This is a genomic window from Terasakiella sp. 4MB5A (assembly GCF_050058155.1).
Lineage (GTDB): Bacteria > Pseudomonadota > Alphaproteobacteria > Rhodospirillales > Terasakiellaceae > Terasakiella > Terasakiella halodenitrificans.
The window spans coordinates 462,522-486,842 of sequence record NZ_CP188815.1 but is presented as its reverse complement, the minus strand read 5'-3'; the positions used below and the strand labels follow the sequence as shown (position 1 = coordinate 486,842).

Here is a 24,321-nt window from a genome sequence, read left to right as displayed (position 1 = left end):
CGCCTGAATGCAACAAGGGATCACTTTTTCAGCTCTGCCAAAACTCGAAATGAGATATTATAACTAAAAACGTTTTCGGCATTTTTGTAACGATAGGCGGACCGGGACAGTTTGGGGAAATAATACCACGACCCGCCGCGCGTCACCGGTTCCTTGCAATTTCCATCCATGCGTGCGCTACCGTCAACCGGGGCCAAGGCGTAATGAGGACTCCAACAATCAGCAACCCATTCCCACGCGTTGCCATTCATATCAAAAAAACCCCACGGGTTCGCCTTAAAAGATCCCACCGGGGCAGAACCAAAGCCGGACCATTGCGACCCGCATTTGCGACAATTGGCATTGTTTTTACCAACCTCGTCCCCCCACCAATATTGGGTCGTTGTGCCCGCCCGTGCCGCATATTCCCATTCTGCTTCGCTGGGCAGGCGATACGTTCGACCAGATTTCTCACTCAACCACTTTAGATAATCACCGATATCATCGTAGGTCACATTGATAATCGGATAGCGTCCCTTGCCCCAACCATGGTCATCGGGGGCTTCTTTACAGGCGAGTTCCTGTGCGCAAGCTTCCCATTCATCAAAGGTGACTTCATAGACCCCCAAAGCAAAGGCGTAATCAATGGTGACCCGATGAGCGGGACGTTCATATTTATAACCGTGATCATCACCCATTATAAATGAACCGGGTTCCACCACTTTCATTTTTGGACAACCTGCGCAATCACTGAATTCCTGCCCAACTTCCCATTGTTTTTGGGCAAAGACTGGGAAAGTGATCAGACTAAATAACACCAAAAAGAGAAAAAACCGTCTCACTAAAATCACAACTCCATCATTTCAGGACAGTTATCAGAATCCCTTATTCATCTGACGAGGTAAAGAATATTCTCGCACATAAAAAAAGAGAGGACCGAAGCCCTCCCTTTTCAATCTTTTTGTAAAACCGTTTGTTAGCCCGCTTGGCCAAGATCCGGTTTCACCGCAGACATACGCAGACGCAAGGCATTCAACTTAATGAAACCTTCTGCATCGCGCTGATCGTAAACTTCGTCTTCTTCAAACGTGACGTGTTCTTCGGAATACAAAGAGAAATCAGATTTACGACCGACAACAATCACGTTGCCTTTATAAAGCTTGAGACGAACCACACCGGAAACATTTTCCTGTGTTTTGTTGATCAAAGCCTGCAAGGCTGCACGTTCCGGTGACCACCAGAAACCGTTGTAGATCAGTTCCGCATAACGCGGCATCAATTCGTCTTTCAAATGACCTGCGTTACGGTCCAGTGTGATGGATTCCATTGCACGGTGTGCCGCCAGCATAATGGTGCCGCCCGGTGTTTCATAAACACCACGTGATTTCATACCGACAAAACGGTTTTCCACCAGATCCAGACGACCGATACCATTTTTACCAGCCACTTCGTTCAAGGCGGTCAGCATGCTTGCCGGGGACAGTTTTTTACCGTTCAAGGCAATGGGATCGCCTTTTTCATATTCAATTTCGATATATGTCGGTACGTCCGGTGCATTTTCCGGTGAAACGGTGCGCAAGAACATGCTTTCGTCATATTCCTGCCACGGATTTTCCAGCGCTTTGCCTTCATAAGAAATATGCAGCAGGTTCGCATCCATTGAATAAGGAGCTTCGCCGTGCTTATCCTTGGGCACCGGAATTTGGTGGTGCTGTGCATATTCGATCAATTTGGTGCGAGAATTCAAATCCCATTCACGCCACGGTGCAATAACTTTAATATCCGGCTGCAGGCCGTAGTAGCCCAATTCGAAACGGACCTGATCATTACCTTTACCCGTTGCACCATGAGAGACCGCATCCGCACCGACTTCGCGGGCGATTTCAATTTGACGCTTGGCAATCAACGGACGGGCAATCGATGTGCCCAGCAGGTAAACGCCTTCATAAACCGCATTGGCGCGGAACATCGGGAAAACGTAATCGCGCACAAATTCTTCGCGCAAATCATCAATGTAGATTTGCTTGATGCCCAGCATCTCGGCTTTTTTGCGGGCCGGTTCAACTTCTTCACCCTGACCAAGGTCAGCCGTAAAGGTCACCACTTCGCAGTTATAGGTGTCTTGCAGCCATTTCAGGATGATGGAGGTATCCAAACCACCGGAATAGGCCAATACTACTTTTTTAATGTCGCTCATATCAAAATCGCCTCGAAAAGATGCGTACTATATTGCGCGCAAAATAAGACAAAGCGTTGCCAAGAGCAAGGCCAGATAACAGGGAAAAGACAATTCCCGGCCTTTTTCTGGATCAAACCAAACCAACACTACCTTTACTACAAATATGTCGCCGTTTAATTAAGTTTGATCTAGAATGCAAACGCTGAAGTTTCTAACGGAGGGTATAAAATGGACGAATCTTTATTGCAGAATGCCGCACCCGCCATTCTGGAAGCCAGTAGTGAAGCCATTTTAACGATAGATGCGAGAGGCGCAATCAAAGGGTGCAATAAGCAATTCCTCCTGCTCGCGGGTTTTAAGTCGGAAGATGCCATTTCCTGCACAATTCAAGAACTTTTCCCCGATTTTGATTTCGTCAGCCCGCGCCACGACAACGATATTGCCACTTTCAGCCCGACCAAATTCACCAAGCCGGATGGCTCATCCTCACTGGTCCTTATAAAAGTCATTCCCATCGGCAAGGCAGGGGATGCTTTCAAAACCATCCTCATTCAAGACCCAGAAATTATCCGACGCATTATTGATCATCTGGACTATATTGATTGTTATGATGTCGCCTCCGGCCTTCTCAATCGTCACAAAGGCACACTTGAATTCGGACAGCTTCAAACCAGAGGCATGAAAGGCGGCGCCTTTTTTGTCAAAGCACAAATCCCAAGTACGGTTGATACCGATGATCGTGAATATGGCGAAGTCTTAAAACGGGTTTCCAACCATCTTAAACCGTCGACTCAACAGGCCATTATCTGTCGATATTCCATTTCTGAACTTCTTGTTATCTGTGTCAACGAAGTCCCGTGTCACATTGATCTCTTGCGCGACGCCATCGACAAGATAAAAAGTGACCCTCATCTTGATGATGCCATCTCAATTTGGCTCGCCTATCAAGAATGGAACGGGGCCGATGATGACCTTAACTCCATCGTTTATAACCTGCGTCATCATCTTGTAGAAATGTACACCCCAAATGTGCTGGAAAAAATAAAAGAGCAATCATCCCCCAGCTTACGCAACATCTTCTTGCAAAACCTGAATGAGGCACTGGATAGCAATCAGTTACAATTTTACATTCAGCCACAAGTCAGTTCGGAAAGTAACCATGTCGTCGGTGGTGAGTTGCTCATTCGTTGGGTTCAACCCAACGGGCAGATCATTCCTCCCTCGCAGTTTGTTGATTTCCTGGAATATGGTGACTTTGGACGCACTTTCTTACATTGGTCAATGGAACGTTCCGCCGAACTCTTAACCCAAATCAAAAAGAAATGTGGACGATGGATCCCCTTATCCTTAAACGTGGCTTCTAATTATTTTTCAAAAGAAATTCTCATCGATCCATTAGTCCAATGCATGGACAAATACGATATTCCTTATGAAAATCTGGAAATTGAAATTACTGAACGCGTTCTTGCTGAAAACCCCAAAGACGTAATGCACACATTACAAATGCTCCATCACAAGGGATTTAAGGCAGCCATTGACGACTTCGGAACCGGGTATTCCAGTCTCTCCTATCTGCGTAAATTTTCGCTGGATCGTTTGAAAATCGACCGGGTTTTCGTCACCAATCTCGCTGAAAACGAAGAAGACCGCCTCATTGCCGTTGCCATCGCCTCACTCGCCCATGTTCTCGGCCTTGAAATCGTTGCAGAAGGTGTTGAAGAAAATGCACAAGCCGCATTTCTCAATAGTATCGGTTGTGAATATTTCCAAGGTTTTCTGACCGGCAAACCGATGCCTGCTGATCAATTCATTTCCTTTTGTATTGAGAATGAAAAAAACGTTGGACCCGTCAAATGGTCAAACAATCAAATTGAAGACCTGAAACTCAGCCACCGTCCACGCAAGGTCAATTGGAAAAAAAGCTTCTCTACAGATATCGTCTCTGTTGATAACGAACATCGCGACCTGATTGAGCTGTTAAACAAAGCGACCGAAACATATTTGAATGATCCTCTTTCGCTTGATCTTGGGGAAACTTTCGATCTTATTGGTGCCGAAACGCTAAAACACTTCGATCACGAAGAAAACGTCATGCGTAATATGGCTTATCCGCGTTATGAAACCCACCGGGACAAACACAAATGGCTTATTGCTGATCTGTCCAAACGCAAAGCCGAAATTCTCAGCGATCCGGAAGGGACGAACTTCGATGAAGTCTTGCGTTATTTAAAATACTGGCTGCTGCGACACCTGATTAGCGAAGACACACATCTCTTGCGCTATTTAAACAAGGCCAACACGCCGTAGAACTCTTTTTTTTCCATTTCCCAAAAAGCTGTGATAGTTTCTCCGTCAAATTCATAGATATTCTTACCTCGCGGAGCGTTAAAAATGAAAATCGGTATTGTCGGCTGTACAGGCCGCATGGGGCGTATGTTGGTTCAGGCTGTTGTCAATACAGAAGGCGCAGAACTTGCCGGTGGAACTGAGCGCGAAAACTCCCCCTTTATCGGGCAGGATCCAGCGGTTGTTGCCGGTGAAGTGCCCAGCGGTGCCGTCATTACAGCCAACGCGGACGAACTGTTTGCTGCTGCCGATGCCGTGATTGATTTTACCGCACCAGCTGCCACGATTGAACATGCCAAGCTGGCGGCAAAACATGGCACCGGGCTTGTTATCGGCACAACGGGATTAAGTGCAGATGATCAAGCCATCATTGCTGAAGCTGCAAAATCCACAACCATTATTCAGGCCCCGAATATGAGCCTTGGTGTCAATCTGGCTTTTGCCATTACAGAAAAAGTTGCCTCCATGTTAAGTGACGATTGGGATATCGAAATCGTCGAAATGCACCACAAACATAAAGTCGATGCCCCCAGCGGCACTGCCCTTGGACTGGGCCGGGCCGCTGCAAAAGGGCGCGGTGTCGATCTGGATGCTGTTGCCGATAAAGTCCGGGATGGCTTTACCGGAGAACGTAAAAAAGGCGACATCGGATTTGCTACATTGCGCGGTGGTGATGTGGTTGGCGATCACACAGTCATGTTTGCCATTGAAGGCGAACGTTTCGAAATCACTCACAAGGCTTCCAGCCGGGTAATTTTCGCACGCGGTGCTGTCACCGGTGCCCTATGGACCAAATCCGCAGATGCAGGACTTTATGATATGCAAGATGTTCTGGGCCTGAAAGATTAACCCATGAACAAGGCCAACCGTGAAGAATTTTTCCGTCGCCTTTGGGAAGATAACCCGGAACCCAAAGGCGAGCTGAACTACACCAACCCCTATACTTTATTGGTGGCCGTTGCCCTGTCGGCACAGGCTACTGATATCGGTGTCAATAAAGCCACGCAAAAGCTCTTCCAAATTGTCTCAACCCCTCAAGAAATGTTGGATTTGGGCGAAGCGGGCTTGAAAGAACATATCAAAACCATTGGATTATATAATTCCAAAGCCAAAAATGTCATGAAAGCGGCACAAATGCTGGTGGACCATCATGACGGTATTGTCCCCAACGACCAAGCTGCCCTTGAAAAACTCCCCGGTGTTGGTCGCAAAACCGCCAATGTCGTACGCAATATCGCATGGGCTGTCCCAACCATCGCAGTTGACACCCATATTTTCCGCGTTGGTAATCGTACCGGACTGGCCAAGGGCAAAACCCCCTTAGAAGTCGAGAAAAAATTAATCAAGGCCGTGCCCAAAACCTATATGCTGCACGCCCATCATTGGTTGATTTTACATGGTCGTTATATCTGCAAAGCCCGCAAACCTGAATGTGGGCAATGCAAAGTCTATGATTTGTGCAGCTATAAAGCCAAAACCGTGTAGCATTCCAACAAAAAAAGCCCTTCCCGCATTCCGCAGAAAAGGGCTTTTCTTAAAATTGACGCCTTTTTAAGCGGCTTCGTTCTGTTCAATCAAACCGACAATATCAGCCATGATCATATTGATTTCATAATCCTTGGGCGTATAGATGCGTGATACACCGGCCTTCAACAAGACTGCCTCGTCTTCCGGTGGAATGATCCCGCCGACAACCAACGGAATATCGTTGATATCGGCCTCTTTCATGCGTTCTAAAACTTCCGTCACCAAAGGAATATGAGAACCGGACAGAATGGACAAACCAATGACATGCACCCCTTCTTCCAAGGCTGCATTTACGATTTGTGCCGGGGTCAATCGAATCCCTTCATAAACCACTTCCATACCGGCATCGCGCGCACGAACGGCAATTTGTTCTGCCCCGTTGGAATGACCATCCAGTCCCGGTTTCCCCACCAGCATTTTCACACGACGGCCCATTTTACTGGAAATCGCGTCCACACGGGTGCGCACATCCGCCAGTTGGTCACCATGTGCGGCACTGGATGCGCCGCCAACACCGGTCGGGGCACGATATTCACCAAAAACTTCACGCAAGGCAGTGCCCCATTCCCCGGTAGTCACACCGGCATGGGCCGCCGCAATACTGGGTTCCATAATATTGCGACCTTCACGGGCTGCGGATTTCAATTCTTCCAGCGCTGCATCAACCTTGGCATTATCGCGTTGTTCACGCCACGCTTTCAAACGTTCGATCTGTTCTGCTTCTGCCGCCGGATCAACCGTCAAAATAGACCCATCGCCTGCAGTTAACGGACTATCTTCCCCTTCAGCAAATTTGTTTACGCCAACAACAATTTGTTCCCCAGCTTCAATTGCTGCCAAACGGGTTGCATTGGATTCGACCAGTTTTTGCTTCATATAGCCCGTTTCAACTGCCGGGATAGATCCACCCATTTCATCGATTCGCGCCAATTCATCACGGGCACCGGCTTTTAATTCTTCAACCTTGCGGGTGACTTCAGCCGATCCATCAAACAGATCACCATATTCCAGAAGGTCGGTTTCATAAGCCATAATCTGTTGCAAACGCAAAGACCATTGCTGATCCCACGGACGCGGCAGACCCAGCGCCTCGTTCCAGGCCGGAAGCTGCACGGCACGCGCACGCGCGTTTTTGGACAAAGTCACCGCCAGCATTTCCAGCAAAATACGATATACGTTGTTTTCCGGCTGCTGTTCGGTCAGACCCAAGGAATTCACCTGAACACCATAGCGGAAACGGCGATATTTTTCTTCTTCCACACCGTAGCGTTCCCGACAGATTTCATCCCACAATTCCGTGAAGGCACGCATTTTACAAATTTCGGTGACAAAACGGATACCCGCGTTCACAAAGAACGAAATACGACCAACAACTTTGGGGAAATCTTCATCCGGCACCTGACCGGAGGCCTTAACAGAATCCAAGACCGCAATCCCGGTTGCCAAGGCAAAGGCCAGTTCTTGTTCGGGTGTCGCGCCAGCTTCCTGCAAGTGATAGGAACAAACGTTCATCGGATTCCATTTCGGGATTTCACGATAGGTGAAGGCCGCGATATCCGTAATCAGTTTCAAACTCGGTTCCGGTGGGAAAATGTAAGTTCCACGAGACAGGTATTCTTTAATAATATCATTCTGTGTCGTGCCCGCCAGATCGGAACGTTTTGCCCCCTGACGTTCAGCGGCTGCAATATAAAGCGCCAACTGCCACGCGGCCGGAGCATTGATCGTCATGGACGTATTCATTTTTTCAAGCGGAATATCCTTAAATAAGGTTTCCATATCGCCCAAATGAGAAATCGGCACCCCGACTTTACCAACCTCGCCACGTGACAGAACATGGTCAGAATCGTACCCCGTTTGCGTTGGCAAATCGAAAGCAACAGACAAACCCGTCTGACCGCGACCTAAGTTCGTGCGGAAAAGTTTATTGGTTTCCACAGCTGAACTGTGACCGGAATAGGTCCGAAACAGCCACGGGCGATCCTTTTGAACCGTTTGTTTTTCAGTCATTTCTTGGGCGCTCCTAAGCGTAATAAAATATCCGTGGGCGACAGCATTTTGATTTGATTATTGCCCGGTAGAATCCTCATTGGCTTGCAATCTATCACTTACTGCATCGCAAAAAAAGCTAGAAATGCGTTATAAACTAAGATTTTTTACAATATAGTTGCAAGTGCAACCACTTTTTTGTGTCGCAATGCAAAAAAAGCTTGTTCGGCAGTAAAAATGGTGTAAACCAGATAGTAATGTTAAACGCCGCACAAAAAACAACGCGGTCAGATTTATGAAACGTCTTTGAAAAAACGATGGGAGTATCCCGATATGAGTTACCTCGCCGAAGTCACAGCGAACCAGGAAAAGAAAGACCTTTATGAAATCGGCGAAGTGCCGCCGCTCGGTCATGTCCCTGAAAAAATGTACGCTTGGGCTATCCGCCGCGAACGCCACGGCAACCCCGACACAGCCATGCAGTTGGAAGTCGTCGAAACACCGAAACTTGATAGTCACGAAGTTCTCGTTTACGTCATGGCTGCTGGCGTAAACTACAACGGCGTCTGGGCTGCCCTTGGTAAACCAATATCAGTATTTGACGTTCACGGCGAAGATTACCATATCGCGGGTTCTGATGCGTCCGGTATCGTTTGGGCCGTCGGTGATAAAGTGAAACGCTGGCATATCGGCGACGAAGTTGTTGTTCATTGTAACCAGGATGACGGCGACGATGAAGAATGTAATGGTGGCGACCCGATGTTCTCCCCTTCTCAACGTATTTGGGGTTATGAAACACCGGACGGATCGTTCGCGCAATTCTGCCGCGTTCAAGCACAACAATTGATGGAACGACCCAAGCACCTGTCTTGGGAAGAATCCGCTTGTTACACGCTCACGCTGGCAACAGCTTATCGTATGCTGTTTGGTCACCGCCCGCACATTCTGCGTCCTGGCCATAACGTTCTGGTTTGGGGGGCTTCCGGTGGTCTCGGTTCCTTCGCCATTCAGCTTTGCGCCGTTGCCGGTGCCAACGCAATCGGCGTTATCTCTGACGAATCCAAACGTGATTTCGTTATGGGTCTGGGTGCAAAAGGCGTCCTGAACCGTAAAGATTTCAACTGTTGGGGCCAATTGCCGACTGTAAACGGCGAAGGCTTCAACGATTACATGAAAGAAACCCGCAAATTCGGTAAAGCCATCTGGGAAATCACCGGTAAAGGCAACGATGTGGATTTCGTATTTGAACACCCGGGCGAAGCAACCTTCCCTGTTTCCTGTAACGTAGTTAAGCGCGGTGGCATGGTTGTCTTCTGCGCCGGTACAACAGGCTTCAACCTGACGATGGATGCCCGTTTCGTCTGGATGCGCCAAAAACGTATTCAAGGTTCTCACTTTGCAAACCTGAAACAAGCCTCACAAGCCAACAAATTGGTCGTAGAGCGCCGTATTGATCCTTGTATGTCCGAAGTGTTTGCATGGGATGAAATCCCCGAAGCACACATGAAAATGCTGGCCAACCAGCACTTGCCGGGCAACATGGCTGTTTTGGTAAACGCCAAAACAACCGGCCTGAAAACATTGGAAGAAAACCTCGATTAATTTCGATTTACGAGGTGCGCCCCGAACCCGGTTCGGGGCCTTTTCTCCTTTATAAATCCCTATCTTTAATAGGGAAAATGTTTTCATTTCTATTTCTTTTGAAAGGACCGATCCATGAGCGATCTTATCCTCTCCGACCTTCTCGGCTCCTGTGCGCGTGCAGTCGAAGCCGCCGATAAATTGCTGGAACAAGCCAAAGACGCTGTTTCTGAAAAAGTTATGACAGACGGTCGCGTCGACTCCCAGAAACTGGAACTCGAACAAACCGCCGCTCATGGCCTGTCCTGGATGGCAACTTATGTTGAAGCTTTGCGCCAAATGCATAAATGGGGCGTAAAGCTGGAAGAAGAAGGTCATTTCAGCGAATTTGAACAATTGATTCTGCAATGTGCTTTTGGTGAATATTGTACACAATTGACCCACGGCATCGCAATTTCACAAGTCGAAGTCATCCGCCCGCATGATCTTGGCCTTACCGCCAAAGAATGCCACGAATATATGACCAAGGATGTTACGACTTTTAAATACAAAGCCAACACGCCTGCGGTACGTCGTAAAATTGCTGAATATGCAAAAGATGGTCTGGATACCGGATCCTTTGGTCAAACAGGTCTGGATGAAGAACTGGAAATGATCCGCGATCAGTTCCGCCGTTTCGTCAACGAACAAGTTATCGACCAAGCGCCGAAATGGCACGATAACGATGAACTCATTCCGCTGGAAATCATCGAACAGGTTGCCGAAATGGGTGTCTTCGGACTGACCATCCCTGAAGAATACGGCGGGCTTGGAATGGGTAAAACCGCCATGTGCGTTGTTACCGAAGAATTGTCACGCGGTTACATCGGTGTGGGTTCCCTCGGTACCCGTAACGAAATCGCCGGGGAATTGATCCGTCTGGGCGGCACCGAAGAACAAAAAGAAAAATACCTTCCCAAAATTGCCAGCGGCGAAATTCTGCCGACCGCCGTTTTCACGGAACCCAATACAGGTTCCGACCTTGGTTCATTAAAAACACGTGCCGTTCTGGAAGGTGATGTTTATAAAGTCACAGGCAACAAGACATGGATCACCCACGCGTCACGTTCTGATTTAATGACACTTCTATGTCGCACCAACCCGGACGAGAAAGGCTACAAAGGCCTGTCCATGTTGTTGGCTGAAAAACCCCGTGGCACCGATGATGATGCTTTCCCCGCTGAGGGCATGAGCGGTGGCGAAATCCACGTTCTCGGCTATCGCGGTATGAAAGAATACGAACTGGCTTTTGACGGTTTTGAAGTTCCTCAAAGTCAATTGCTCGGCGGTGAAGAAGGGCAAGGCTTCAAACAACTGATGGAAACGTTTGAATCCGCACGTATTCAAACAGCCGCACGGGCTTCCGGTGTGGCAACATCGGCTTTGGAATTCGGCCTGCGTTATGCAACGGAACGCGTTCAGTTTGGCAAGCAGATCTTCGAATTCCCGCGCGTTCATTCAAAAATCGCCTGGATGGTTGTGGAAACCATGATCGCAAAACAGCTGACCTATTTCTCCGGTTGGGAGAAAGATCACGATGTGCGTTGCGATATCGAAGCCGGTATGGCCAAATTGCTGGCAGCCCGTGTAGCGTGGACCAACGCCGACAACGCCCTGCAAATCCATGGTGGTAACGGTTATGCGACCGAGTATCCCATCTCTCGCGTTCTGTGTGACTCCCGCATCCTCAATGTCTTTGAAGGGGCAGCTGAAATTCAGGCAGGCGTTATCGCACGCGGTCTTTTGACCCGTCGCTAAACCCAAAAACGGCGCAAACCTCTTACTGTATCCGAGAGGTTTGCGTCAGATTTCATGCGCAGCTTTTATCCTTCCCTCTCCTTTTGGAATAAAAGCTGAACGTGAACTGGCGTGCGATAAGCCCTAACATGGACCCTGCCATCCACTTATCTTTTAGGCGCGCCTTCCATTGGAATCCCCAAAGGAAAAGGCAGACAGCGAAGCCGACTTGAGCCCTTCCTCAACCAACGAGGAAGGGTTTTTTTTATGCCTCCTCAATAGACGCAGTAACTTAAATTGGTAATACAAATTAAAATGACTCTTTTATGAACACGTAAACGGTGTTATTCTCGCGCAGAAATTATGTAAAAGCGCTTTCTAGTTGGGAATGAAATGAATTTCGAAGGCTTGGTTGGGCAGGCCGCGCGCTACAGTCCGGACATATATCTTGTCATTCAAAAAACAACGGATTGTAGCGACGGTTTTAAACTGCTTTATGCAAACAACGCCTTCCATATGGCCGTAAACTGCAACGTTCGTGATAAAAATAACTGTTGCGCCTGCCATTTTAAACTTGGTGAAATAGACCAAAATCAGCAGGCACTTCTCTCCATTACTGATGGTAAAGAAGTTACAAAAACGTTTCGCGTCAGCATCACCGATCTCCCTTCAGAACATACCGGTGGTTTAACCGCCTGCATGCTTATGGTCGGTCGTCGTGCCGGTATCAGCCTTTCCGAAGAACGCGAACGGCTTTACAGCACCATTGCCAAAAAATTCATTGAACTTTCTCCGGACGAAGCCGCCCTGAATGCGGTGCACGAAGCCGGCCTCTATTTCGATGTGGATGCCAGCTATGCCGCGCGTGTTGATGTCCAGAATCGCAACATGGATTTCCGTTATATATGGCGCAATCCCCATATTCCAGATTTACCCGAAACGCCCCAGCGCAATAAAATGTGCCATTGGGTTCTTGATCAATTGCGCAGTGGAGATGTCGTCAAAATCGATCGTCTCGGTGATCTAACTCCCGATGTACAGGAAGAATGCGCGGTCCTTCGCACCAGTGGCACCAAAGCCTGCATCCTCGTCCCCGTTCTGCAAGCCGATGATGCCGTTTGGTTTATCGGTATACACACATTTGAAAATTCACGTTGCTGGTCCCATCAGGATGTGGACACCCTGAAAGTCGTTGGAAATTTACTTGGCAATGCCTTTACTCAAACTGAAATCGCATGGTCATTAAAAGAAACGCAACGTCGTTTCAGTGATGTCGGGGCCAACATTCCGGGCATTGTCTATCAAATACGACGCACAGAAGTCGGTCAGTTATCTTTCAGTTATATCAGTCAGGGCGTTTCCGACCTCACCGGTTGGAGCCCAGCCGACATGCAAAATGATCCAAGCTTATTTGAACGGATCGTTATTCGTCAGGACCGTGGACGTTTTCGCGAAACACTGGAACGTGCCGGTCGAGAATGCGACCTCTGGACAACCGATGTCAGAATCCGGCACCGCAACGAACAAACCGTCAAATGGGTTCGTGCCAGTGGTCGTACCCATTTAGGGGTAAACGGTGATACGGTTTGGAATGGTCTGATGCTCGATATATCCGAACACCGACAAGCCGAAGAAGCCTTACGAATTTCCGAAGAACGTCTGCGCCGTATTCTGGGAACAAGTCCCATCGCCATCGGCATCAGCCACGTAAAAACCTTCAAGCTTTTATTCGCCAACAAACGCTTGGCGCAAATGTATGAAATTCCGCGCGACGACATCATTGGTTTCGATACCCGCAAGTTCTATAAAGAACCCCGCATGCATCGCCGCCATTGGGTAGATACACGCAGAGGCAAACATTTGGATAATGTGGAAACAGAATGCCAACGCACGAACGGTAATCCATTCTGGGCACAAATTACAACACGCCTCATCGAATACGGTGGACATGAAGCCATTCTTTGGTGGGCATTCGACATTACCGAACATAAACACACCAAAGAAGCCCTTGCCCATCTTGCCCATCACGACGCCCTGACCGGATTGGCAAATCGACGTTTATTTGAAGAACATCTTCATAACGCGATTGCACTGGCAGCGCGAACCGATCGTCCCGGCGTCCTGTTCTATTTTGATCTGGACGGTTTCAAGGCAGTGAACGATGCCTACGGTCATAATTTCGGGGACTGGGTTCTGGATCAGGTCGGTTTACGCTTGCGCCATGTCCTGCGCGAAACCGATATCGGTGCCCGTCTGGGCGGGGATGAATTCGCCGTTATTGCCCACGGGATCGAAGATATCCGCGCCATCGAAGCTGTTATTGAAAAGATGCAGCAGGCCATTTCCACGCCTTATAAGAAAGAGGGAAAAATCGCCAAAATCGGTCTTTCCATCGGCGTCGTGCGTTTCTTTGGACATGAAAACGATATCCATGATCTCGTCATGTGTGCCGACACCGCAATGTATCAGGCCAAACAAGCAGGTAAGGGAACCTATCGCCTGATCAATATGGCACGAAACAACAATCTTAGCTCTAATTCATAGTGCATTTACAATTCAAATGCCTTTTTGTTCGCCTCCTTAACATTTTTTTACCTCTTTAGTCTTGACCCGCAGCCCAAAAACTTCAAAAGTCTGCACTGCACTTTTTTGCACATTTACCAAGATAAAGGCTGGATTAATCAATGGTAACATTAACCAAAATCTATACTCGCGGCGGTGACAAGGGTGAAACCTCACTCGGCGACGGTACCCGCATTGCCAAACACGACCTGCGTGTCGAAGCATACGGTTGCGTTGATGAAACCAATGCCACATTCGGCCTGGCCCGATTACACACAAATGGTGAATGCGACAAAATGTTGGAACGTATTCAAAATGACCTGTTTGATTTGGGTGCTGATCTCTGTACCCCTGAAGACGGGCGTAAAAGCGAAGGTGCTTTACGTATCGTTGAAGAACAGATCAAACGTCTCGAATCGGAAATTGATGACATGAACGATCAACTCGATCCGCTCACGTCATTTGTATTACCCGGTGGCAGTGCCGCATCCGCCCATTTGCATTTGTGCCGCACCATATGCCGCCGTGCAGAACGCCTCTGCACAGAGCTTTCCACACGTGACACCATTAATTCCCTTTGTGTACAATATCTTAACCGACTATCCGACCACGCATTCGTCATGGCTCGTTTCCTCAATGAAAAGGGGAAATCTGACGTTTTGTGGAAACCGGGTGCCCATCGTTAAATCTGGGGAGATTCACTGCCTGAGGTAAGGCATTGTCCAGCAGTTGCATGAGTTGACATTCATTTCAGCAACCCGTATTGTGCAATGCGAAAAACGTGATAAGCAAGGGTAGGCTCCCACGCTTAAAAACAAAGCCTCAGGCGTTAACGAAACGACTTCTGAGAAAGGAATTCCATGAAAGTCCTCGTCGCAGTAAAGCGCGTAATTGATTACAACGTGAAAATCCGTGTCAAATCGGACAACACGGGAGTAGAAACAGCGAACGTCAAAATGTCGATGAATCCGTTTGACGAAATCGCGGTTGAAGAAGCAATCCGTCTGAAAGAAGCAGGCAAGGCTGACGAAGTCGTTGTTGTTTCCATGGGCGAAAAGAAATGTCAGGAAACCATCCGTACCGCATTGGCGATGGGCGGGGACCGCGGCATTCTGGTCGAAACAGACGAAGATTTGCAACCCCTCGCCGTTGCCAAAATCCTCAAAGGTATTGTTGAAAAAGAAAACCCGGACATGATTATTCTGGGCAAACAGGCCATTGATGATGATAACGGTCAAACCGGTCAAATGTTGGCGGCTCTGTTGGGCTGGCCGCAAGGTACCTTTGCTTCTAAGGTTGAATTGGGCGATGGCTCTGTCAACGTGACCCGCGAAGTGGACGGTGGTTTGCAAACGGTAAAATTGTCTTTGCCGGCAATTGTGACATCCGATCTGCGCTTGAACGAACCACGCTATGCCGCGCTGCCGAACATCATGAAAGCCAAGAAAAAGCCGCTGGATACGGTCAGCCCGGCTGACTTCGGTGTCGATGTAACGCCTCGCCTCAAAGTTCTCAAGGTTGAAGAACCTGCTGCACGCTCTGCCGGGATTAAGGTCGACAGCGTTGCGCAACTGGTGGATAAACTGAAAAACGAAGCGAAGGTGATCTAAGATGTCTGTACTAGTTATTGCTGAACACGATAATGCGTCCATCAAAGACGCGACATTGAGCGCCGTTACAGCTGCTAAATCCTTGGGTGACATTACGGTTCTGGTTGCCGGAAACGGCTGTCAGGCTGCAGGCGATGCGGCTGCGAAAATCGACGGTGTGTCTAAAGTGCTGCTGGCCGATGATGCGGCTTATGATCACGAACTCGCGGAAAACATGGGCACCTTGGTTGTGTCTTTAGCCGGTGATTACAGCCACATTCTGGCACCTGCAACCACCAACGGCAAAAACTTCATGCCACGTGTAGCGGCTCTGCTGGATGTTGCGCAAATCTCCGACATTGTCAAAGTAGAAAGCGCTGATACATTCGTACGCCCGATCTATGCGGGCAATGCGATGGCGACTGTACAATCCTCTGACGAGAAGAAAGTCATCACCGTACGTACGACCGGCTTTGATGCTGCGGCAGCTGAAGGTGGTTCTGCCACAATTGAAGCGATTGCAGCCCAAGGCGACAGTGGCAAATCTTCTTTCGTAGGCGAAGAATTGTCTGTGTCTGAGCGTCCCGAGTTGACTTCTGCCAAAATCATCATCTCTGGTGGTCGCGGTATGGCAAGCGGTGAAAACTTCGCCCTGCTGGAAAAAGTTGCTGACAAGCTGGGCGCGGCCATTGGGGCCTCACGCGCTGCTGTTGATGCAGGCTTTGTCCCCAACGATATGCAGGTCGGTCAGACCGGTAAAATCGTTGCCCCGGACCTTTACATCGCCGTCGGTATTTCAGGTGCCATTCAGCACTTGGCCGGGATGAAAGATTCCAAAGTGATCGTTGCGATCAACAAAGACGAAGAAGCCCCCATCTTTAGCGTGGCTGACTATGGTTTGGTTGCGGACCTCTTTGATGCGGTACCGGAACTGGAAAAAGAGCTGGGTTAACCCCCGGCTCTTTGCCTAACCGCCTTATCTTTAACAGACAGCAAAAGAGGGACCATGTCTGTAGAAATCAAAACGATCGGCGTTATTGGCGCCGGACAAATGGGTAACGGGATCGCGCATGTCGCTGCCGTTTCCGGCTTCACTGTAAAACTGATCGATGTCAGTGCTGATGCATTGGAAAATGCGGTTGCCACTATCAAGAAAAACCTTGATCGTCAGGTAAAGAAAGAAAAGATTTCCGCTGAAGATCGCGACACGGCTATGGCCTTGATCGAAACTTCTACCACGATGTCTGCTCTGGCTTCTGCCGATTTGGTCATTGAAGCTGCAACAGAAAACGAAGAAATCAAAAAGATGATCTTCAAGCAGGTCTGCGACGTTGTCGGACCAGATTGCTTGCTGGCTTCTAACACTTCTTCTATTTCCATCACACGTCTGGCGGCCTCCACAGACCGTCCGGCACGTTTCATCGGTATGCACTTCATGAACCCGGTGCCTGTGATGAAACTGGTGGAATTGATCCGTGGCATTGCTACTGATGAAGAAACTTACAATACCATCAAGGAAATGACGACGAAGATGGAAAAGACTTCTGTTTCTGCAGAAGACTTCCCGGCCTTCATCGTTAATCGTATCCTGTTACCGATGATCAACGAAGCGGTTTACACCCTTTATGAAGGTGTCGGTTCTGTTGACTCCATCGACACAGCCATGCGCCTGGGTGCAAACCATCCGATGGGCCCGCTGCAACTGGCGGATTTCATTGGTCTGGACACCTGTCTGGCAATTATGAACGTCCTTCACGAAGGCTTGGCCGATACCAAATATCGCCCTTGCCCGCTTCTCGTGAAATATGTGGAAGCCGGTTGGCTTGGTCGCAAGACCGGTCGCGGTTTCTACGACTACAGCGGTGACGAACCGGTCCCGACCCGCTAAGTCAAACCAATCAAGCAAAACCCCGCCGGTTCAGATCCGCGCGGGGTTTTCTTTTTGAAGAAAGGGGGCTCCCATGACAATCAACTGGTTTTGTCTCGCTTTTGGCGATTTAAATACGGACCAGCTTTATGAAATCATGCAACTGCGGGTCAACGTTTTCATCGTCGAGCAAAATTGTCCTTATCCGGACCTTGATGGGTACGACACACAAAACGGCGTGCAACATATCATCGGATATCAGGATGGTAAAATTATCGCCTATGCCCGCTTGTTACCCGCCGGTGTAAAATATGATTACCCCAGTATTGGTCGGGTTATCACCCATGCAGATTATCGCAAAGATGGGTTAGGGCACAGACTTATGAAAACAGCTTTGAACCAATGCCAGATCCTATGGCCCAAGCACAAAATCTTCATACAGGCCCAACAGCACCTTGAAGGATTTTACCTAAAACATGGTTTCCAAACATGCTCCGAAACCTATCTGGAAGACAACATCCCCCATATCGATATGATCCGGAATTAATCGTCCAGTCCCACAAGTGCATTGGCAAACGCGCGGGCTTCGAAGGGGCGCAGGTCTTCGGCGGCCTCGCCCACACCGATGGCATGGACGGGTTTGCCGAAACGTTCTGCCAAAGACACCGTCACGCCGCCTTTGGCGGTGCCGTCCAGTTTGGTCACGATCAGGCCGGTGACATTGACGATTTTATCAAAGGTTTCTACTTGAGAATGAGCGTTTTGGCCGACTGTGGAGTCCAAGACCAAGACCGTATCATGCGGAGCGGTTTCATCGACCTTTTTGATAACGCGCACAACCTTTTCCAGTTCATCCATCAAATGTGCCTTGTTTTGCAGGCGTCCTGCGGTATCGATTAACAGGACATCGCAGCCATCCGCCTGTGCCTGTGCCACCGCATCATAGGCAAGGGCGGCGGCATCGGCACCCGTTTCCTTGGCAATAACGGGCACGTTTGTGCGCTCCCCCCAGACTTTCAGCTGTTCAACGGCAGCTGCGCGGAAGGTATCGCCCGCTGCCAGCATGACTTTCAGCCCTTGGTCGCTATAGATTTTAGCAAGTTTGCCGATGGTGGTGGTTTTGCCCGAACCATTCACCCCACAGACCAAAACCACATGGGGCTTACGCCCGGTTTGCACATCCAGCGGCTTTGTGACGGGTTCGAGAATAGGGACGATCTCATCTGCCAAAGCAGCCTTTAATTCTTCGCTGGAGATATCTTTGCCAAAACGGCTTTTCGCAATGCCCTGAACGATTTTAGCGGCGGTCGAAATCCCCATGTCAGAGGTAATGAGCAGGTCTTCCAGTTCTTCCAGTGCCTCGTCATCCAGCTTGCGTTTGGTGAAAATATCACCAATCCCGCTTGTCAATTTATTGGAAGATTTGCTCAAGCCCGCTTTAAGACGGGATAACCAGCCTTTTTTTTCAGTCATGTGATATGATTTCCCCGATAAGACTTCCGTCCTGAATTCCCGTGATTTTTGCGCTGACGATTTGGCCTGCTTCGGCGGCACTTGTCAACTGCACGGGGCAATAATGTTCGCAATGTCCGGCATTATTTTTTTCAACCAGCACCGAAACCGTTTTATTAAGACGCGATGCCATAAAATCATCCAACGCCGCATCGCCAAGAGCACGAATTCTGGCGGCACGTTGTTTGCGGATGGCACCGGGCACCTGTGGCATACGGGCCGCAGGCGTCCCTTCGCGCGGGCTGAAAGGAAAGACATGGGCAAAAGTAATGCCGCAGCGATCCAGCGTTTCCAGCGTTGTCGCAAACATCTCGTCCGTTTCGGTGGGAAAGCCCGCAATAAGATCGGCCCCAAACACCGCATCGGGGCGCAACATGCGGATTTTATCACACAAGGAAATAGCATCCGCAATGGTATGGCGGCGTTTCATGCGTTTGAGGATCATATCCTCACCCGATTGCAGGCTGAGATGAAAATGCGGCATCAAACGTGACTCGCGTGCGATCACTTCTAATAGGTCCGCATCAATCGCCGCCGGATCAAGGGAGCTCAGACGCAAACGCGGCAATTCAGGCACATTGCTAAGCACACGGCGCACCATCTGCCCAAAGGTCGGCTTACCCGGTAGATCAGGCCCATAAGAGGTAACATCCACGCCCGTCAAGACCACCTCTTTGTAGCCCCGTTCCACCAGATTTTTCACCCGGTCGACAATTTCCCCAATGGAAACCGAACGGTTTGGCCCGCGCCCAAAAGGAATAATGCAGAACGTACAACGATGATCACAGCCTTGCTGAACCTCGATAAAGGCGCGGGTATGACCATCAAACCCATCAATTAAATGATTGGCTGTTTCGCGCACTTGCATAATGTCGGTGACTTCGATCAGTTCGGTACGTTCGGGTAAAAAGCTTTCGACTTCCAGCTTTTCCTTATTGCCGATTACACGATCGACTTCTTCCATTTCTGCAAAGGCTTCAGGATCGATTTGGGCAGCGCAGCCTGTCACGATAATTTTCGCATTGGGGTCGGATTTGCGCATCTTACGGATGGTTTGGCGTGCCTGTCGCACCGCCTCGCCTGTCACCGCGCAAGTATTAATAATAATCGCATTTTCAAGGCCTGCTTCGCGTGCGTTTTTTCGCATCACTTCAGACTCATATGTATTGAGCCGACATCCCAGTGTGACGACCTTTGCCTCGCTCATCAGATCACGCGTGCCCCGGATAAACAGCCAGATCAAACGATCCGCTAAAGGCACGGCTCGCCGGTCCTGTCATCAAAATTTCACCGTTTTCAAGCCATTCAATCGTCAACGGACCACCGTCTAAAATCACTTCGGCTTTGCGCCCTTCGATCATACCACGGCGGACCGCTGCGACCAACGTGGCACATGCCCCGGTCCCACAAGCCTGTGTAATACCGACACCGCGTTCCCACACCCGCATACGCAGACGGTTCCCATCCAGTTTACTAACCACTTCCACATTAATGCGTTCAGGGAAGAAAGGATGCGTTTCCACATGCGGGCCTGCCGCCATCAAATCAACCGTTTCGCAATCATCGACAAAATAAACCGCATGGGGATTGCCGACATTGACCCCAACCGGACCTTCCAACGGACCAACGGTTACCGGCATGTTCAGGGTATCACATGCCTCTGCTGTCGGGATTTCATCCCAGTTCAAACGGGCCGGTCCCATATTGACACACACGTTGCCCTTTTCACCGGCACTTGCGCGCAACAAGCCGACAACCGTTTGGACAACCACATCGGATTTACCCGTTTCATCCATGATGATACGCGCAATACATCGCGTGGCATTACCGCAGGCCTCGACCTCGTTGCCATCGGCATTACGAATACGCATAAAAACGTCGGCATCCTTATGTTGCGCCGTTTCCATCACGATAAACTGGTCACACCCCGCCCCTGTGCGTCGGTCGGCCATCGCCTGCACCTGACTTACAGATAAATCAATCGGGGTTGTACGTGCATCCAGCACGACAAAATCATTGCCGAGCCCATGCATCTTGATAAAGGGTAATCCTGACATAGTGTGAGTATATATGTTCTATTACGCGTGAGAGTCCATAGCAAATCACGGTTTCTTTTGCTATAATACCCCTCATTATGAGCTATATTGATGCCACATTGCAATTAAGTCAGTATGGGGCCTTCGTTGGCGGGGCAACGCCTTTGCGCTCAACCGTCGGAACCGGGCATGTGCCTGTCGGGTTTCAGGCGGAAATAATTGATGGTCAATATTATCCGGATCGCCCGCTACCCATCAGTTACAGACCACTAGAAAACCCGTTTGGATCTTCCCTGCCGATCATTAACGCGATGCAGGACAATTATGGGACCGGGACCTCACCTTTTGGCGCTGTTGCACAACTTTATGCTAATCAAAGTAAATTTACCGCTGCCCTTATCGCCGGGCGGGATGCGGAAAATGGCTTAAACTTAAGGGCATAACCGCCTCCTGCTCAGCCCAAATCTATCCCTAAAAATTTATCCATATGAAACTGTGCATGTTCGCGGTGATATCTATAATCTGCCCCAACAGGACAAGCCCGGCGCGCCAAGCAACCGTTATGCATGCAGGATCCTTCTAGTTTTTTGTTCAAAAAATCCAGACATTTCTGGAATTTAAAGGTTCCTTCAACAAATGCATCAACAGGACAACTGACCAAACAGGGCTTTAATTCACATTTTACACAAGGTGAGTCGATCGCTTCGCGAACAGGAAGGCCCAAGACAGGTTCTTCAAAAACCAACGCCGCACGATAGGCATGCCACAGGCCATATTCAGGATGAATAAGGGGACCAATCGGAGATGGGAAAACCGCTTGGGCCTTCATCGCCCATGTTTGAAACGGCATAAAAGGCGGTCCGATAAAGGGGTATAATGCCTCTGCCCCAAACTGAGCTGCAATAGGATCAATATGACGCTTGGTCCATTCATCCAGTGGATTGGGTTCAACCCAATCATCATAAACCAAGCCGAATTTTTTCCATATATCCGACCCGATATTTCCAATCAAAATATAGGTTTTATCTTCTTCAACAAAACCGCCGCGCAGACACAGCTCCAATGCCTCAACCGGAATTTCTATATCGTGATAGTCAACCATACGGCCTGTGTCCTAAGCGCGTGCCCAGCCTTGATGTTGGAAAAAAACAATAACAGCAACAGGAACCACCATCATTGCAAAATCACTTACGGCACGGATGGGGGCCTGTGCCAGAAACATCACATCCGCAACTTCAATCGCCACTGCCAAAATAATAAGGGGAGCAATGCACACCAAACGGGTCATTGGCAAACGAAAGATCAAGCCTGTCACAAGCCAAATCAGCAAACCAAGCACAATTAAAGTCGCATCATTGCTAAACGGAAAGAATGTCATCACTTCTGATTTAATGGTGCCGTACATGTCTTTACCTTAATAAAATTAATCTCAGCGTTGGTATTGAAACTAGCAAACAAAGTTTAAAATTTAGTTTCCTCCATATACGAGAAATATTATGAAATAAAATCTATCTTGAATTAAAAACGTCTCATCCCATATCCTGTCATAGATAAGGAAATATACGTAAGGGCGCATTAAAATGTTATGGGCATTAATCGGCTTTATCGGAATGCTGGTGATTACAAGCTTCTTCCTCTATACACAGATTAAATAAGCCGTTTAAAGTTAGTCGACATTATCTATTAGTCTGGCTTTGCCTAGAAAAGCCGCCGCCAAAACACGGATCGGTTCGCCTTTAATCGCATCACGGGTTAAATCATCACCGTGGCAAATTGCCACATAGTCAACTTTTTGAAAGCCTGCATCCAATAATTGCTGGGCAGCCCATTTTGACAGGGCTTCGGCCTTTCCACCGACCTTAAAACGTTCTGAAACTTCTGAAATCGTCCGATACAGCGTTGGTGCGATATCGCGTTCTTCAGCCAGCAAATAAGCATTGCGTGATGACATCGCCAAACCGTCGGCTTCGCGCACCGTTGCCACCCCTTCGATTACAACCGGCACATTTAAATCCGCAACAAACCGTTTAATAACATTAAGCTGCTGATAATCTTTTTCCCCAAAAAAAGCGTAATCTGGTAAGGCTTGCAACAACAGTTTAGTGACAACCGTTGCCACCCCATCAAAAAAACCGGGTCTGAACTTGCCTTCTAAAATATCGCCCAGACCAGCAACCGACACTTTTGTCACGCCACCGTCCTTACCATACACTTCTTCCACATTGGGGGCGAATAACAGATGACCGCCTGCACTTTCCAGTTTCGCGGCATCTTCTTCTTCTGTTCGGGGATAGGTTCCGAAATCTTCGTTTGCCCCAAATTGTTTGGGGTTTACAAAAATAGTGGCAATCACCCGATCACATTTTTCCAAGGCAGTACGCACCAATGTCAAATGCCCATCGTGCAGTGCCCCCATTGTCGGGACCAAACCGACCTTTAAGCCCGCTGCACGCCAGTCTGCAGCCATGGCGCGCATATCGGCAATCGTGCGTACAATCTGCATTTATTGACCCTCTTTCTTCTCAGCCTTTGGCGGATTGTTATGCCCTATGCTTCCTTTATTATAGCCAAAACAATGTTCCGGGGCTGGGAAAACGCGCGTGCGGACTTCTGCACCATATTCCGTTACTGCTTGTGTGATCATTTCATCCATTTGCGCATAACGTTTAACAAATTTCGGTTTAAATTCAGCAAATAACCCAATTAAATCTTCGGTTACCAGAATTTGCCCATCGCATTGCGGGGAAGCTCCGATGCCAATTGTCGGGACATCAATTTCATTGGTAATACGCACGCCTAAGGGTTCAACCACCCCTTCCACGACCACGCAAGATGCGCCGGCCTTGGCCACCGCTTTGGCATCTTCAACAATGCGTTCGGCGACTTCTTCAGACCAACCTTGCGATTTAAAACCGCCAAAAGCATGCACAGATTGCGGTGTCAGACCAATATGGGCCACAACCGGAATACCACGCGCCACAAGGAAAGAAATCGTTTCTGCCATTTCCACGCCGCCTTCCAGCTTCACGCCGGAACACCGAGTTTCCGCCATAACACGCGAACAATTGCGAAAGGCCATTTGCGGTGATTCTTCATACGATCCAAACGGCATATCCACAATGACACAGGCCTTTTCAGATCCGCGCATCACACCTTTGCCGTGGGCGATCATCATCTCAACCGTTACACCCAATGTACTGTCCATGCCATAAAGCACCATGCCCAAACTGTCACCCACCAAAATCAGGTCCACATGATCATCGATCAGACGGGAAATAGATGTGGTGTAGGCCGTCAGACATACAATCGGATCGGCGCCTTTTCGGGCCGCTAAATCGGTTAACGTGATACGTTTGGTATTGGTCGCTTTACTCATAG

General features: G+C 48.9%; 22 protein-coding genes. 12 read left to right on the top strand and 10 right to left on the bottom strand.

Annotated features, from left to right (window positions below):
• Nucleotides 1–20: 20 nt before the first annotated feature.
• Nucleotides 21–821 carry a formylglycine-generating enzyme family protein gene (locus ACI0FF_RS02345; protein ID WP_419798549.1) on the bottom strand — a complete coding sequence of 267 codons (801 nt, stop codon included), beginning with the start codon at nt 819–821 and terminating at the stop codon, nt 21–23.
• Between the two features lie 134 nt (nt 822–955).
• Complete coding sequence (locus ACI0FF_RS02340; protein ID WP_419798548.1) at nt 956–2,176, bottom strand: argininosuccinate synthase; 1,221 nt, start codon at nt 2,174–2,176, stop codon at nt 956–958.
• A gap of 210 nt (nt 2,177–2,386) precedes the next feature.
• Here ACI0FF_RS02340 and ACI0FF_RS02335 point away from each other — a divergent pair, with 210 nt between their 5' ends.
• From ACI0FF_RS02335 to nth, 3 genes are all read left to right on the top strand, one after another.
• Nucleotides 2,387–4,465: an EAL domain-containing protein gene (locus tag ACI0FF_RS02335; protein WP_419798547.1), complete on the top strand. Its 2,079-nt coding sequence runs from the start codon at nt 2,387–2,389 to the stop codon at nt 4,463–4,465.
• Between the two features lie 84 nt (nt 4,466–4,549).
• Nucleotides 4,550–5,353, top strand: a complete 804-nt coding sequence (dapB, locus tag ACI0FF_RS02330) for a 4-hydroxy-tetrahydrodipicolinate reductase (protein ID WP_419798546.1) — start codon at nt 4,550–4,552, stop codon at nt 5,351–5,353.
• Between the two features lie 3 nt (nt 5,354–5,356).
• Entirely contained in the window at nt 5,357–5,989 is a 633-nt protein-coding gene (gene nth, locus ACI0FF_RS02325; protein WP_419798545.1) for an endonuclease III, read from the top strand.
• Nucleotides 5,990–6,055: 66 nt separating this feature from the next.
• Here the strand turns inward: nth and ACI0FF_RS02320 are convergent, their stop codons facing one another.
• Nucleotides 6,056–8,041: a methylmalonyl-CoA mutase family protein gene (locus tag ACI0FF_RS02320; RefSeq protein ID WP_419798544.1), complete on the bottom strand. Its 1,986-nt coding sequence runs from the start codon at nt 8,039–8,041 to the stop codon at nt 6,056–6,058.
• 312 nt (nt 8,042–8,353) lie between these two features.
• Between ACI0FF_RS02320 and ccrA the strand changes: the two genes are divergently transcribed.
• The 8 genes from ccrA (at nt 8,354) to ACI0FF_RS02280 (ending at nt 17,942) form a co-directional block, all read left to right on the top strand.
• Nucleotides 8,354–9,622 carry a crotonyl-CoA carboxylase/reductase gene (ccrA, locus tag ACI0FF_RS02315; RefSeq protein ID WP_419798543.1) on the top strand — a complete coding sequence of 423 codons (1,269 nt, stop codon included), beginning with the start codon at nt 8,354–8,356 and terminating at the stop codon, nt 9,620–9,622.
• Between the two features lie 114 nt (nt 9,623–9,736).
• Complete coding sequence (locus ACI0FF_RS02310) at nt 9,737–11,398, top strand: acyl-CoA dehydrogenase family protein (RefSeq protein WP_419798542.1); 1,662 nt, start codon at nt 9,737–9,739, stop codon at nt 11,396–11,398.
• Between the two features lie 372 nt (nt 11,399–11,770).
• Nucleotides 11,771–13,921 carry a diguanylate cyclase domain-containing protein gene (locus ACI0FF_RS02305; RefSeq protein ID WP_419798541.1) on the top strand — a complete coding sequence of 717 codons (2,151 nt, stop codon included), beginning with the start codon at nt 11,771–11,773 and terminating at the stop codon, nt 13,919–13,921.
• A 140-nt stretch (nt 13,922–14,061) separates the two neighbouring features.
• Nucleotides 14,062–14,625 carry a cob(I)yrinic acid a,c-diamide adenosyltransferase gene (locus ACI0FF_RS02300; RefSeq protein WP_419798540.1) on the top strand — a complete coding sequence of 188 codons (564 nt, stop codon included), beginning with the start codon at nt 14,062–14,064 and terminating at the stop codon, nt 14,623–14,625.
• Nucleotides 14,626–14,799: 174 nt separating this feature from the next.
• Nucleotides 14,800–15,549: an electron transfer flavoprotein subunit beta/FixA family protein gene (locus tag ACI0FF_RS02295; RefSeq protein WP_419798539.1), complete on the top strand. Its 750-nt coding sequence runs from the start codon at nt 14,800–14,802 to the stop codon at nt 15,547–15,549.
• Between the two features lies 1 nt (nt 15,550).
• Nucleotides 15,551–16,480 (top strand): electron transfer flavoprotein subunit alpha/FixB family protein, encoded by a 930-nt coding sequence (locus tag ACI0FF_RS02290; RefSeq protein ID WP_419798538.1) that lies wholly within the window; start codon nt 15,551–15,553, stop codon nt 16,478–16,480.
• A gap of 54 nt (nt 16,481–16,534) precedes the next feature.
• Entirely contained in the window at nt 16,535–17,416 is an 882-nt protein-coding gene (locus tag ACI0FF_RS02285) for a 3-hydroxybutyryl-CoA dehydrogenase (protein ID WP_419798537.1), read from the top strand.
• Nucleotides 17,417–17,489: 73 nt separating this feature from the next.
• Nucleotides 17,490–17,942 carry a GNAT family N-acetyltransferase gene (locus ACI0FF_RS02280; RefSeq protein ID WP_419798536.1) on the top strand — a complete coding sequence of 151 codons (453 nt, stop codon included), beginning with the start codon at nt 17,490–17,492 and terminating at the stop codon, nt 17,940–17,942.
• Here ACI0FF_RS02280 and ftsY read toward each other — a convergent pair.
• The 3 genes from ftsY to dapF are packed head-to-tail and all read right to left on the bottom strand — an operon-like array spanning nt 17,939 to nt 20,940.
• Nucleotides 17,939–18,868, bottom strand: coding sequence for a signal recognition particle-docking protein FtsY (gene ftsY, locus ACI0FF_RS02275; RefSeq protein ID WP_419798535.1), 930 nt, complete (start codon nt 18,866–18,868; stop codon nt 17,939–17,941). The two genes, ACI0FF_RS02280 and ftsY, sit on opposite strands and share 4 nt — an antisense overlap.
• Nucleotides 18,861–20,168, bottom strand: coding sequence for a tRNA (N(6)-L-threonylcarbamoyladenosine(37)-C(2))-methylthiotransferase MtaB (mtaB, locus tag ACI0FF_RS02270; RefSeq protein WP_419798534.1), 1,308 nt, complete (start codon nt 20,166–20,168; stop codon nt 18,861–18,863). Before mtaB ends, ftsY begins: the two co-directional genes overlap by 8 nt.
• A complete protein-coding gene (gene dapF, locus ACI0FF_RS02265) occupies nt 20,119–20,940 on the bottom strand; it encodes a diaminopimelate epimerase (protein ID WP_419798533.1) in 822 nt (273 codons plus the stop codon). Before dapF ends, mtaB begins: the two co-directional genes overlap by 50 nt.
• Nucleotides 20,941–21,041: 101 nt before the next feature.
• On the opposite strand from dapF, the gene ACI0FF_RS02260 reads away from it, so the two are divergent.
• Nucleotides 21,042–21,386 (top strand): hypothetical protein, encoded by a 345-nt coding sequence (locus ACI0FF_RS02260; RefSeq protein WP_419798532.1) that lies wholly within the window; start codon nt 21,042–21,044, stop codon nt 21,384–21,386.
• An 11-nt stretch (nt 21,387–21,397) separates the two neighbouring features.
• On the opposite strand, the gene ACI0FF_RS02255 is transcribed toward ACI0FF_RS02260, so the two are convergent.
• From ACI0FF_RS02255 to panB, 4 genes are all read right to left on the bottom strand, one after another.
• The gene (locus tag ACI0FF_RS02255; RefSeq protein ID WP_419798531.1) at nt 21,398–22,045 is read right to left on the bottom strand and encodes a ferredoxin; all 648 of its coding nucleotides are present in this window, start codon (nt 22,043–22,045) and stop codon (nt 21,398–21,400) included.
• A 12-nt stretch (nt 22,046–22,057) separates the two neighbouring features.
• Nucleotides 22,058–22,348, bottom strand: coding sequence for a hypothetical protein (locus tag ACI0FF_RS02250; protein WP_419798530.1), 291 nt, complete (start codon nt 22,346–22,348; stop codon nt 22,058–22,060).
• 261 nt (nt 22,349–22,609) lie between these two features.
• Entirely contained in the window at nt 22,610–23,446 is an 837-nt protein-coding gene (gene panC / locus ACI0FF_RS02245; protein ID WP_419798529.1) for a pantoate--beta-alanine ligase, read from the bottom strand.
• A complete protein-coding gene (panB, locus tag ACI0FF_RS02240) occupies nt 23,447–24,319 on the bottom strand; it encodes a 3-methyl-2-oxobutanoate hydroxymethyltransferase (protein WP_419798528.1) in 873 nt (290 codons plus the stop codon). It abuts the gene before it with no gap.
• Between the last annotated feature and the right edge of the window lie 2 nt (nt 24,320–24,321).